Source organism: Serratia sp. N21D137 (genome assembly GCF_047530005.1).
Lineage (GTDB): Bacteria > Pseudomonadota > Gammaproteobacteria > Enterobacterales > Enterobacteriaceae > Chania > Chania fonticola_B.
Window position 1 is genome coordinate 1 of record NZ_JBLJAJ010000004.1, and the last position, 13,030, is coordinate 13,030.

Annotated in this window: 13 protein-coding genes; 9 read left to right on the forward strand and 4 right to left on the reverse strand. The window is 49.8% G+C overall.

What is annotated here, in order from left to right; all coding sequences use genetic code 11:
- Positions 1–296 precede the first annotated feature (296 nt).
- From ACMV5H_RS04430 to ACMV5H_RS04445, 4 genes are all read left to right on the forward strand, one after another.
- On the forward strand, positions 297–587 hold the full coding sequence (locus tag ACMV5H_RS04430) for a barstar family protein (protein WP_209554640.1): 291 nt from the start codon (positions 297–299) through the stop codon (positions 585–587).
- A 775-nt stretch (positions 588–1,362) separates the two neighbouring features.
- Entirely contained in the window at positions 1,363–1,872 is a 510-nt protein-coding gene (locus ACMV5H_RS04435) for a hypothetical protein (RefSeq protein WP_414821500.1), read from the forward strand.
- A gap of 502 nt (positions 1,873–2,374) precedes the next feature.
- Positions 2,375–2,761, forward strand: a complete 387-nt coding sequence (locus ACMV5H_RS04440; protein ID WP_209554638.1) for a polymorphic toxin type 30 domain-containing protein — start codon at positions 2,375–2,377, stop codon at positions 2,759–2,761.
- Complete coding sequence (locus ACMV5H_RS04445; RefSeq protein ID WP_209554637.1) at positions 2,762–3,136, forward strand: hypothetical protein; 375 nt, start codon at positions 2,762–2,764, stop codon at positions 3,134–3,136.
- Positions 3,137–3,204: 68 nt separating this feature from the next.
- Here the strand turns inward: ACMV5H_RS04445 and ACMV5H_RS04450 are convergent, their stop codons facing one another.
- The 4 genes from ACMV5H_RS04450 to ACMV5H_RS04465 form a co-directional block, all read right to left on the reverse strand.
- Positions 3,205–3,558, reverse strand: coding sequence for a SymE family type I addiction module toxin (locus ACMV5H_RS04450; protein WP_209554636.1), 354 nt, complete (start codon positions 3,556–3,558; stop codon positions 3,205–3,207).
- Positions 3,555–3,779 (reverse strand): SymE family type I addiction module toxin, encoded by a 225-nt coding sequence (locus ACMV5H_RS04455; RefSeq protein WP_209554635.1) that lies wholly within the window; start codon positions 3,777–3,779, stop codon positions 3,555–3,557. The genes ACMV5H_RS04450 and ACMV5H_RS04455 overlap by 4 nt, the downstream gene beginning before the upstream one ends.
- A 76-nt stretch (positions 3,780–3,855) precedes the next feature.
- Positions 3,856–4,221 carry a helix-turn-helix domain-containing protein gene (locus tag ACMV5H_RS04460; RefSeq protein WP_209554634.1) on the reverse strand — a complete coding sequence of 122 codons (366 nt, stop codon included), beginning with the start codon at positions 4,219–4,221 and terminating at the stop codon, positions 3,856–3,858.
- Positions 4,222–4,506: 285 nt separating this feature from the next.
- Positions 4,507–6,285: a sigma-54 interaction domain-containing protein gene (locus ACMV5H_RS04465; protein ID WP_414821569.1), complete on the reverse strand. Its 1,779-nt coding sequence runs from the start codon at positions 6,283–6,285 to the stop codon at positions 4,507–4,509.
- Positions 6,286–6,737: 452 nt separating this feature from the next.
- Between ACMV5H_RS04465 and ygeW the strand changes: the two genes are divergently transcribed.
- The 5 genes from ygeW to arcC all read left to right on the forward strand — a co-directional run bounded on the left by ygeW (position 6,738) and on the right by arcC (position 12,959).
- Positions 6,738–7,925: a knotted carbamoyltransferase YgeW gene (gene ygeW / locus ACMV5H_RS04470; protein ID WP_414821501.1), complete on the forward strand. Its 1,188-nt coding sequence runs from the start codon at positions 6,738–6,740 to the stop codon at positions 7,923–7,925.
- 73 nt (positions 7,926–7,998) lie between these two features.
- Positions 7,999–9,192, forward strand: coding sequence for a diaminopropionate ammonia-lyase (dpaL, locus tag ACMV5H_RS04475; RefSeq protein WP_414821502.1), 1,194 nt, complete (start codon positions 7,999–8,001; stop codon positions 9,190–9,192).
- A 68-nt stretch (positions 9,193–9,260) separates the two neighbouring features.
- Entirely contained in the window at positions 9,261–10,478 is a 1,218-nt protein-coding gene (locus tag ACMV5H_RS04480) for a YgeY family selenium metabolism-linked hydrolase (protein ID WP_115158323.1), read from the forward strand.
- Between the two features lie 121 nt (positions 10,479–10,599).
- On the forward strand, positions 10,600–12,000 hold the full coding sequence (hydA, locus tag ACMV5H_RS04485; protein ID WP_414821503.1) for a dihydropyrimidinase: 1,401 nt from the start codon (positions 10,600–10,602) through the stop codon (positions 11,998–12,000).
- Between the two features lie 26 nt (positions 12,001–12,026).
- Positions 12,027–12,959 (forward strand): carbamate kinase, encoded by a 933-nt coding sequence (gene arcC, locus ACMV5H_RS04490; RefSeq protein ID WP_115158325.1) that lies wholly within the window; start codon positions 12,027–12,029, stop codon positions 12,957–12,959.
- Positions 12,960–13,030 lie beyond the last annotated feature (71 nt).

Here is a 13,030-nt window from a genome sequence, read left to right on the forward strand (position 1 = left end):
GAAGGACAAGTTAAAAAGTGGTCAGTTGAAGAAGCCGGCAACCGCCGACATTTCTGGCTAACCGCTAACAGGGGTGGGTCAGATTTACTTTGGCAGCCTGGGTCACTATTCGATTGGCATTGACAGGAAGGACTTGGTTCGAAGCTGATATTGGCCTAAATAATCACATGTCTAGAGCAAAACAACCAGGGACGAGGTTATTATATTCTAGTGATGGATTAACTTATCTAACATCAAATCATTATGATACAGCAGAGCAATTGGGTAGTTGGAAATGTAATGGGAGGTAATTAATTATGAGAAAAATAATATTAGATGGTAATAAGCAGACAACCCCAATGGACGTGTATCGTTTTTTTTCTAATGAATTTGATTTTGGACCATATTTTGGAAATAACCCTGATGCACTATATGACTTTATGGTTCCTATTGATGCGGAGGATAGGCCTTTAATTATATCGTGGTCTAATAGTGATGTATTTAAGGAAAAGTATGCTAAAGAGTTCGAGCAAATCGTATCTGTTTTTAATAGAATAGATGCGTTTGGAAAATTTAATGAAAATATTTTTCAATTTAAAATACTCTGAAAAATAAAGCGAATGTGTTGTATGGAATAAATGTGCTTTAATAATAGATGATTAAATATGGAAAGATCCTCCTTGGATCTTTCCGGCTATTTTAATTGGTTGCTATGCTAACATAGCACCCTGCTGAACCTGAATCATCACCTTGCCGAGCATCACGCTCATCGCCAAGGGGGGCCCGGTAGGCCATACTGTGTCAACCAGTCTCCCGCCAGATACAGCTCACCGTTATCCCGTACCCAGTCCGCATCAATATGGGGATGAGTGCCTACATCCAATAATAACCGCTCAATCTCAACCTCATCAGAAATCAATGTTATTACCAGCCCGTCCTGGTACGGTTCTATCTTAAATACCGCACCCGCCACAAATCCCGCCTTGGTGATGCCCTAAAGCAGATAGGAAGAGAAGACATCATTCAAGTTCTGCTGAGTATGATAAACATACGAAAGCCAAAACACAGGCTGAAGAAATTAAATTATCTAGTAATAAAGGGCCTGCTCAATACTGGAATGAAAAGGTTCAAGGTAGTATGAACTCAAAAGAGGCCACTAGTTTTAGAAATCAACTAGAAAAAGAAGCTCTCCGACATGGAAATTATGCTCCGCAGAGTGGCGGGTCTGACTGTTATATATAAGATACTGGAAGAACTATTGGCTCTAACAATGGGAAGCCGACACAGTATATGAGGGTTGAGGTTACAAAGAGCACAAACGAATTCCATGGACATCCAATTGCTTCTGAGAAATATTTCGATTACTTGAGTAAGGTATGAGATGTGATGAATAAAATAAATGTATTCAATGAATATCCTCCACTGGCTGGATTTTATGTGCCATCTTCTTGGTTTGTGCAAAAAAACAATATGTTTGATGTGGATCCGTCAGACTTTAAGAATATAGAGTCCACAGATGAGTTGTTTCTGGTTAAAGATCATTTCTTTGGCGAAGACTTGTTTATTTCACGAGCAGAGTATCCATTATCAACTAGCGAAAATATTATTGCGGTTGTATCAATAGGGTGTCGGATTTTTGATGAAGACGCTTTAGATGAAATTCCTGTATGCTTTTATGATGTAGACTTCTATTTTAAGAAAAGTGGGAAAGGACAGCCTGTTTTGTATCGCAATGAAAGTATAGTTACCAACAGGTTCGATGCAATAAAAAAAGCATCTTTCTATATGAAGATTTTCTCTCATTACATTGCTCCAGCATTATCCAATAAGGAAGTGAATTTAACTAGCAATCTTGAAGAGTTTATAAATAGTATAAAGTATAATAAAATATAATTTTGAAATTAATTTCAGAATGGTCTGGTATGTATCAGACCATTTTTGATTAATGTTTTTAGTTAAGAATCTTATAGGGATATTAATATTCGTGCTTCTAGGTTGGAAATAACAAAAGCAGCTTGTACATTTTGCAATTTTCTAAGCGTATTCAAATCACCACCCTGCCGGACACCACGTTGATCATCAGTAGTTGCCCAGTCAGATAGGGCTATCCCATATCTAGTCTATGCCCTATTGGAGGAGCACGCTTCAATCAGTCAGTGTTTACTTTACTATTTGATATAAAATACTTTTGTACAGATAAAAACTATCAAGGTAGGGCGGTAGCGTGATTAAGATCCTTGAGTATGATGCATTTCTGGCGGAGGTGTACCACCTGAACCGGTAGTATGACTCGCGCGAGGGGGATTACCTGTGTCCAGACCCGATAGGGCTGGCGGGGGGGCTGAATTTATACAGTTACGTTCCGAATCCTCTTACATGGATCGATCCTCTCGGATTGTCAGCTTGTTCGCTATCTGGTAATACGATTAAGAAATCAGATGGTACAGATCTTATTACAATTCCTGAAACTGCTACAGTTCGTAAGTTAACGCCACCTGAAGGCTATATTGGTGACTATGGTTATGAGTACAAATGGGTTAACTCAACAGGAAGCAAAACTACTGTTCGTATTCATGGCATAGACAATACCGCTCCAGTTGGCTCAAATGCTAGTAAAGGATGGGTTGTTAGAATAATGGATGGGAAGAAAAGTATGGACGTTAATGGTAATTATCATCCGCCAGGAATATTTAAAGAAAATAGCCCTAGCTATAGTCAAACTATCATAAATGATGTCCATATACCTATAAATCAACCATCAACTTTCCCTTGGGTGAAATAAATGAATAGTAAAAATATTTTTATAAAAAATAAGATAACTGAAATTTATAGTGCCTTGAATAATAATAGCTCGAACATGAGCGAGCTAATTGGTGAGATTGATGATTTATTTTCATCTTCTTATAAGAGAGAAATTGTTGCTGATAGAGATATTATTGAAAATTTGTGGGGTGCTTTATTTGATGTGTTTATTCAAAGTGAGGACAATGACGCAAAATTTGATGCAATCAGCACAATGTGCGATATGTATATATATCAATCAAATATAGGGGTTGAGATAAATTTAAATAAAATAAGGCAGTGGAGGGAAAGTTCGCAGGTAGATGAGTCCACTCCTGAGATACTTGATTGTATTGACGATATTTTATCGATGTAATTATTGCTTTGTATAATATTTAGTGTAGGGAAAGCCAGAAAAATATTTCTGGCTACCTCAATTAGTTGTTATGCAAATATATTACTTTGTTGTACTCGAATCACCACCTGACCAGGCATTACGCTGATCGCCAGCGGTTGCCCGGTCAGGCCGCACTCCGCCAGCCAGTCTCCCGCCAGATACAACTCGCCATTATCCCGTATCCAGTCCGCACCAATATGGGGATGAGCGTTCTCCTCCAATAATAACCGCTCAATCTCTCCCTCATTAGAAACTAGCGTTATTACCAGCCCGTCCTGGTACGGTTCTATCTTAAATACAGTCCCCGCCACAAATCCCGCCTTGATAATATCCTCGCCATCGATAATCAGCTCAGGAATAAACCCACCTGTGGTTGCCTGCATAATATGAGTCCCGTTCATACGCTTCCCTCTGCTTGAATAATCAATCTTCCCTGTTCAATATTTACCGTGACCTGCTGGCCGGTTAAGAAGCCCAGTTCTTCCAGCCAATAGCCCTTGATAAGCAGCTGGGGCGCGGGCTTCTTGATACCTCGGTTGGGCGAATAGCCCACGGTGTAGCGGCGTGTTGTCTTGGGTGCTTTATTTACGGGGGTGCCTGACTTAGAATCGCTCTTAGCCATAATCAACTCCTGCTTAGTTGCTTGTGGTGAGCGGCGATAGTGGGCTGCAACCCGTTATCGCCGCGTTACTTATCAGTTAGTTACGCGCCTGTGCAATCATGGCGCTTAACATCTCTGAAATTATCTGCTGTTTTTCCTGCGGCAAATTAGCAATCGCTTCTATCTGCTGCTGCCACTTCGGGGTCGGGGCACTCTCGCGGAGGGAAGACTCCGTCGTTGCTCCAAACAATTCCTCTAGTGAAACCGAAAAAATGTTTGCTACGGCAGGGAGTGAAGACACCTTGATACGACGGCGGCCAGCCTCCCATGCTTGCACTGTCTGTTGAGAAACGCCCAACTGCTCAGCCAATTCGGTCTGAGTAATGGTACGTTCTTTGCGCAGGCTGGTAATGCGTTTGCCCAACGCAATGAAAAAATCACGTTCTTCGCTACTGATCGCCATAGTTACCTTGGTTCCTGAATGTCACAAGACAACCATAACATACCGAACATTTTACTACGATGTGATGTAAATACTACAATATGTAGTTTTATTGGGTCCAGTTGTTTTCATATGTAAATTGAGGTTTTTTGGAGCAAAAATAATGCGATGCATTTCGCAGATTGAGATAAGGGCGCTAATACGCCTTAAAAAGAGATATTGATAGCAGAACACAAGCAGACTACTGGAACGTCCTAGGGCTAGCCAGCTAAACGCGCCAGCCCGGCACACAATTAATCTCCCCCCTCAATGAGAAGACAGCTCATACTTCTTTATCTTGCGATACAGCGTCGCGATACCAATCCCCAGTTTCTCTGCCACCACCTTCTTGTTCGCATGCTGGCTCAGTGCCTCCTCAATCATCAGCTTCTCCATACTCTCCAAGCCCGCCATATCGTGGTTTTCGCAACTCTTTGTGGCTTTATAGGTAGATACGCTGGCGCGAGCCTCCAGATGTTGCCCACGGGTCAGATTGGGCGGCAGCAGATAGGTATCAATGATCTCACCGCTCGGCACTACGTTAACCAGATATTCCATCAAATTACTCAGTTCGCGCACGTTGCCTGGCCAGCGGTGTCGGCGTAGCAGCTCGAGTACCTCTGCCGAGATGCCGGGGTAGATAATGCCGATCCGCTTGGTGTGCAAACTGAGGAAATAGTGCACCAGCAGTTCGATATCGCCTTCGCGCTCACGCAGCGGTGGCAGGGTGATGGGGATAACGTTCAGGCGGTAATAAAGGTCTTCACGGAACTTGCCTTCGGCAATGTACTGTTCCAGATTCTGGTTGGTGGCGGAGATAATGCGGATATCGACCGGGATCGGCTTGCTGGAGCCGATCGGTAACACTTCACGGGATTCCACCGTGCGCAGCAGCTTGGCCTGTAACATTAACGGCATATCACCGATCTCATCCAGGAATAACGTCCCCTGATTGGCCGCCTGGATCAGCCCCACCTTGCCATTGGCCGAAGCGCCGGTAAATGCGCCCTTCAGGTAACCAAACAGTTCACTCTCCAACAGCTGATCCGGAATGGCAGCGCAGTTAATGGCGATAAAAGGTTTATCGCTGCGGTTACTCAGCCGGTGGATCGCCCGCGCCACCACTTCTTTGCCGGTGCCGCTTTCGCCAACCACCAATACGCTGGAGGGGCTGGGGGCAATACGGGTGATTAAGCTCTTCAGCAGACGCATCGGTTTGCTTTCCCCCGCCAGTTGCTCAATACGCGGGTCTTGCAGGCTCAGCGTTTCGTCAAATGAGGAGTGTGACTGATGGAAAGCCATTAAAAATAATTGATGATCCTGAACCTGATGCAGCTGGCCAATCATAATCTCCTGGTTATCGTCGAAGGAGAGAATATGTTGCAGATGTCCGCTGGTGTAATTTTGCTGGAAGGTGAGGGCGCGAATAGTAAAGGTTTTGCCGATAATATTTTCCTGCGGCATATTGAGCTGTTTTAAGGCCATCATATTGGCGAACTTCACCTGGCTCTTTTCATTGAGTATTAACACCCCCTGATCCATATTTTCAATCAGGCTGAAAAGCACTTTATTTAAACCACTGCTGCCGCCTTGCGTCTCCAATAAGTTGGAAACGAAAACGTTGGAAATATTGCGCACGTAGCCCGAGAACTCTTGCAGGTTATCCCGTAACCTTTGCTGCTGCTCCAGAGTGAAGGCCACCAGGCTGATCACGCCGATGCAGGCATCCTGGAACAGGATAGGAATGCCGAGGAAGGCCTTTTCCTGGCACGCATCTTTGCTGGTGCAGCCTTCGCATACCGGGTCGTAACGGGAGTGGGTGACTATTTTTTCATTTTTAGTATCAAGCACATATTTCAACAACCAGGAGTTGCTGCCGAGCTTGATGCCAAATTGTTTGCCATACGGGCCAGTGCCTGCCACGCGTACCAGGTTGGCATCGACAATCTCTACCTCCAGCAGCAACACGCTGGAGAGCATCTTGGTAAAGCGCAAAATTGTCGGTTGGATCTGCATAAGAGCCGACTGGGCAGTGGCCGGTGCTATCATCACGCGTCTCCCGTTATCGTCATTGAAAAAGAAACGATAATACACTACGGCCAGCTATAATTTGATAGTCATCAAGCTAATCCCATAGAGAATAGAGATTCTGCTGTTAGCATCACATTTTATTATCAAAATGATACTGCGCGCTAATTGCTATCATTTTGGGTTGCGAGAAAGGCTGATAATTATAAATGGCAGATTCACGCTGCAGGGAATTATCCCTTGCCAGCAACACCCTGACTGTAAATTTCACATTAACCGCCCCGAAAGTCCCGTTTTATGTGATCGCCATCATAATACTCCGCAGTTTTATGTTACGCAGCTTAACTTTCCCCTTGTTGGCACGCTTATTGATTGTCCTGTAGCCAGACGCTGAAAAAGCGTATTGGTTATTCCGAGGTTAGGCACTTGTTTTAACGGATCACCACCACACTCTCTATTTAGGGGCAAAGATGAGAACAGTTAACCAGTTAATTAAGGAAATAAGCGCGTTAAAGTCCAATTTACATCAAAAGGACTTTTTACTGACGTGGGAACAGAGCCGTGACGAGCTGGAACTGGTGCTCAAGCTGGCGGAATCGCTGAAAATCATGCGCTCAGAAAACATTGCCACCAAGATTTTCAACAGTGGCTTAGGCATCTCCATCTTCCGTGATAACTCCACGCGTACCCGTTTTTCTTATGCCTCGGCGCTCAACCTGCTGGGGTTGGCGCAGCAAGATCTGGATGAAGGTAAATCGCAGATCGCCCACGGGGAAACGGTGCGTGAAACGGCCAATATGATCTCCTTCTGCGCGGATGCCATCGGTATCCGTGACGACATGTATCTGGGGGCAGGCAACGCCTACATGCGTGAGGTGGGGGCCGCGCTGGATGAAGGATTTGAGAAGGGCGTGCTGCCACAGCGCCCGGCACTGGTCAACTTGCAGTGCGATATCGATCACCCAACCCAGGCCATGGCGGATCTGGCCTGGTTGCAGGAGCACTTCGGCAGCCTGGAAAACCTGAAAGGCAAGAAGATCGCCATGACCTGGGCCTATTCACCCAGCTATGGCAAACCGCTGTCGGTGCCGCAGGGCATCATTGGGCTGATGACCCGCTTTGGCATGAAGGTGACGCTGGCCCATCCGGAAGGTTACGACTTGATCCCGGACGTGATCGAAGTGGCGAAGAACAACGCTGCTGCTTCCGGTGGTAGCTTCCAACAGGTGACCTCGATGGCCGAAGCCTTCCAGGGCGCGGACATCGTTTATCCGAAATCCTGGGCGCCATACAAGGTCATGGAGCAGCGTACCGATCTGTTGCGTGCCAACGATCACGCGGGCCTCAAGGCGCTGGAGCAACAGTGCCTGGCGCAAAACGCCTACTACAAAAACTGGCACTGCACCGAAGAGATGATGAAGCTGACCAAAGGCGGCGAAGCGCTCTATATGCACTGTCTGCCAGCGGACATCACCGACGTCTCCTGCAGTGAAGGGGAAGTCTGTGCCAGCGTATTCGAGAAGTACCGTATTGCCACCTATAAGGAAGCCAGCTGGAAGCCTTATATCATCGCGGCGATGATCATGGCGCGCAAATTCTCCAACCCGGGTCTGGTGTTGGATCAATTACTGAAAGAAGCAGAAAAACGCATTAAATAAATTTACCTGGTCAGGGATACCGGGCGGTGTCCCTGCACGGTGAAAGTTAATGCGACCAGAAGAGGTAGCGGTTATGTCGGTTTTTTCATTGAAAGTGGCGATAGAGGATAACCGTTATTTTAACGGCGAAACCTCCTCTCTGTTCTCTAAGGCGCAAGCGCAGAAAGCGCGCGAGTTTCATAAGAAGATCGCGGGTTATCAGCCAACGCCGTTATGCGCGTTGGACGATCTCGCGCAGCTGTTTGGCGTGCGGAAAATCCTGGTCAAAGACGAGTCCAAACGCTTTGGTTTAAACGCCTTCAAGATGCTCGGCGGTGCGTACGCCATTGCCCAGCTTTTGTGTGAAAAGTACCAGATTGATATCAATGCGTTTTCTTTCGAAAAGTTTAAAGCCACGGCGACCGAGAAGATGACCTTCGCCACCACCACCGACGGCAACCATGGCAGGGGGGTTGCCTGGGCGGCGCAACAGCTAGGCCAGCATGCGGTGGTGTATATGCCTAAAGGCTCGGCGCAGGAGAGGGTGGATCACATTCTCAACCTGGGTGCCGAGTGCATCGTCACCGATATGAACTACGACGATACCGTGCGCCTGACCATGAAAACGGCCCAGGAACGCGGCTGGCAGGTGGTACAGGACACCGCCTGGGAAGGCTACACCAAGATCCCAACCTGGATCATGCAGGGTTACGCCACGCTGGCAGACGAAGCGGCCGAACAGATGCGGCAGATGCAGATCGAGCGGCCAACCCATGTGCTGTTACAGGCCGGTGTCGGCGCGATGGCCGCGGGCGTGCTGGGCTATCTGGTAGACGTGTTTGGCGCGGATAAGCTGCATTCGGTGATTGTCGAACCCGAGCTGGCCGACTGCGTTTATCGCTCCGGGGTAAAAGGGGAAATCGTCAACGTGGGCGGCGATATGGCCACCATCATGGCCGGTCTGGCCTGTGGTGAACCTAACCCCTTGGGCTGGCCGTTGCTGCGTAACTGCGCCACGCAATTTATTTCCTGCCAGGACAGCGTGGCGGCGTTAGGAATGCGAGTCTTGGGTAATCCGCTGGGTAACGACCCGCGCATTATCTCCGGCGAGTCCGGTGCCGTGGGGTTGGGCGTGCTGGCTGCGGTACATCACAGCCCGCAACGTGCGCAGCTGATGCAAAAACTCGGTCTGGATAGCCAGTCGGTAGTGCTGTTAATCAGCTCCGAAGGCGATACCGACGTGAAGCACTATCGCGAAGTGGTGTGGGAAGGGAAGCTTCCGGTTTAACCACCGCCGTCAGATTACTCAACCTCTCGCAGCAGAGAGGGGTAATAAAAAATTGGAGAAAGAACACAATGGCAAAGCAAATTCCTTTCGAATTGGTATTAGAGAAAGCCTACCAATACAAAGATGAGATGACGCGCTTCCTGCGGGACATGATCGCCATCCCGAGTGAAAGCTGTGACGAAAAACGGGTGGTGCTGTGTATCAAGAAAGAGATGGAGAAGGTCGGGTTCGACAAGGTCGAGATTGACCCGATGGGCAACATCCTGGGCTATATCGGCCACGGCCCACACCTGATTGCGATGGACGCGCATATTGATACCGTCGGCATCGGCAACATCAAGAACTGGACCTTTGACCCGTATCAGGGCATGGAAAACGACGAGATCATCGGTGGCCGTGGCGCATCGGATCAGGAAGGTGGCATGGCTTCCATGGTCTACGCGGGCAAAATCATCAAGGATCTGGGGCTGGAAGATCAGTATACGCTGCTGGTGACCGGCACCGTGCAGGAAGAAGACTGCGATGGCCTGTGCTGGCAGTACATTATTGAGCAATCCAACATCCGCCCAGAGTTTGTGATCAGCACCGAACCGACCGACTGCCAGATCTACCGCGGCCAGCGTGGCCGTATGGAAATCCGCGTGGATGTGCAAGGCATCAGCTGCCACGGCTCGGCACCGGAGCGTGGTGACAACGCCATTTTCAAAATGGGCCCAATCCTCAACGAGTTGCAACAGCTGTCCGGCAACTTGGGCAACGACGATTTCCTGGGTAAAGGCACGCTCACCGTTTCAGAGATTTTCTTCACCTCACCTAGCCGCTGTGCGGTAGCAGACAGCTGTGCGGTATCCATCGACCGCCGCCTGACCTGGGGCGAAACCTGGGAAGGGGCGTTGGACGAGATCCGTGCGTTACCAGCGGTACAGGCGGCCAAGGCAGTTGTGTCGATGTATGACTATAGCCGTCCGTCCTACACCGGTCTGGTGTACCCAACCGAATGCTACTTCCCAACCTGGAAGGTCGAAGAAGATCACATCACGGTGAAAACCCTGAGCAAGGCCTATCAGGGCCTGTTCAAGAAGCAGCCAGTGGTGGATAAGTGGACCTTCTCAACCAACGGGGTTTCCATCATGGGGCGTCACGGTATTCCGGTGATCGGTTTCGGTCCGGGCAAGGAGCCTGAAGCCCACGCGCCGAACGAGAAAACCTGGAAAGACCATCTGGTGACCTGCGCGGCTATGTATGCCGCCGTGCCTTTGGCTTACCTGGACGAGTTGGAGAAATAAGCACCTTCTCACCCTCTCCCAGCGGGAGAGGGTGAGAAGCCCAAATAGCACCTCATCCAGCGAGCATCACACGGTTAAATACCCGGCACCCTCCGCCGGATTTTTTTATGGAGTGCCAGCAATGAAGCAGTTGATTAAGAACGGCATTCTGGTTGATAGCGACGGGCAGTATCCTCAGGATTTGTTGATTGAAAACGGGGTGATCTGCCAGCGCGACACGGCGATCGAAGTTGATAGCCATTGTGAGGTGATTGATGCTTCCGGCTGTTATGTCATGCCCGGCGGCATCGATGTCCATACCCATTTCAATATTGATGTCGGCATCGCCCGCAGCTGCGACGATTTTTTCAGCGGCACCCGCGCGGCGGCCTGTGGCGGCACTACCACCATTATCGATCATATGGGATTTGGCCCGGCGGGCTGCAATCTCCATCATCAGCTCAACGTCTACCACCAGTATGCGGCCGGCAATGCGGCGATCGATTACGGCTTTCACGGCGTGATCCAACATATTGACGACGGCATTCTCGAAGAGATGGCCAGCATGGTGCATGACGAAGGGATCAGCAGCTTTAAGCTGTATCTGACCTACCTCTACAAGATCAATGATACCGACGTGCTGCGAGCCTTGGGGCAGTTGCGGCAGGCTGGGGCATTGACTACCGTCCACCCAGAAAACGATGCCGCGATTGCTCTGCGCCGAGCTGCGCTGGTGGCCGCCGGTAAAACAGCGCCGATCCATCACGCATTAAGCCGCCCGTTGGAATGTGAGGCTGAAGCAATTGGCCGGATGATCAATCTGGCCCATCTGGCAGACAACGCGCCGCTGTACATCGTCCATTTATCCAATGGGCTGGGGCTGGATTATTTACGTCTGGCACACCAACAGCGCCAACCGGTGTGGGTAGAAACCTGCCCGCAGTATCTGCTGCTCAACGAACAATGTTACCTGCGTGAAGATGGGGCGAAATACATCCTCAGCCCGCCGCTGCGTGACCAACGGGAATTGGATCGCCTATGGGTAGGCATTGCCGACGGTTCGATCGATACCGTCGCTACCGATCACTGTACTTTCCCTTACCACCAAAGGCAGGCAATGGCGGCAGGGGACTTTACCCGCTGCCCGAACGGCCTGCCTGGGGTCGAGAATCGCATGATGCTGCTGTTCTCTCACGGGGTAATGAGCGGACGGATTTCCCCTTCACGCTTTGTGGCGCTCACCAGCAGCAACCCGGCGCGGTTGTTCGGCCTGTGGCCGCGTAAAGGCAATCTAAACCCCGGTGCAGATGCCGACGTGGTGATCTTTGATCCGCGCCAATCCACGGCTATCAGCCATGCTCGGCTTCATGACAAGGCGGATTATTCCCCTTATGAAGGTTTTCAGTGCCAGGGCGTGCCGGTGCTGACGATGTGCCGGGGCGAGGTCGTAGCGCGTAATGGCGAATTTACCGGGCGGCAAGGGTACGGGCAGTTCTTGCGTCGTCGGCCTTTCAATGCCCAGATCGCGGCAAAAATGGGGTAACACCTCACTAAACAACAAGGATCAACATGAACAAGAAAATAGTGCTGGCATTGGGCGGTAACGCATTGGGTGAAGGCCTGGCGGAACAGATGCAGGCGGTCAAAACCACCGCGCGGGCGATTGTCGATTTAATCGAGCACGGTCACCAGGTAGTGGTCACCCACGGCAATGGCCCGCAGGTGGGCATGATCAACCTGGCGTTTGAGGCGGCGGCAAAAAGTGAAGCCCATACCCCGATGCTGCCGATGTCAGTATGCGTCGCGTTGAGCCAGGGGTATATAGGTTACGATCTGCAAAACGCCCTGCGTGAAGAGTTGCTCGATCGCAATATCGTTAAACCGGTTGCTACTTTGATCACCCAGGTGATCGTTAACGGCAGCGATCCGGCGTTTCTCAATCCCACCAAGCCGATTGGTTCGTTCTTTACCAAGGCCGAAGCCAACCAGCTGACCAAGAACGGTTACAACATGGTAGAAGATGCGGGCCGTGGCTACCGCCGGGTCGTTGCCTCGCCCAAGCCGATCGACATCGTCGAGAAAGAAACGGTACGCGCCATGATGGAGGCCGGGCAGGTGGTGATCACCGTGGGTGGCGGGGGTATTCCGGTGATCCGCGAAGGTAACCATCTGCGGGGAGCCAGCGCGGTGATCGACAAAGACTGGGCCAGTGCCAAACTGGCAGAGATGATCGATGCCGATATGCTGATCATCCTCACCGCAGTGGAAAAGGTAGCGATCAACTTTGGCAAACCGAATGAGCAATGGCTGGAGCAGTTGAGCATTGCCGATGCCCAGCGCTTTATCGAAGAAGGGCACTTTGCCAAAGGCTCAATGCTGCCGAAGGTAGAAGCGGCGGTGGCATTTGCCGAATCCAAGCCAGGGCGTCAGGCGTTGATCACGGTATTGAGCAAGGCTCAGCAGGGCATTGAAGGCAAAACCGGTACGGTGATTAGCCATTAATCACAGACACCAGGCTCACTTGTAGGGGCGCTGGATGCTGCGCTCATTCGCGCCCCTTGTGAGTCAGCAGT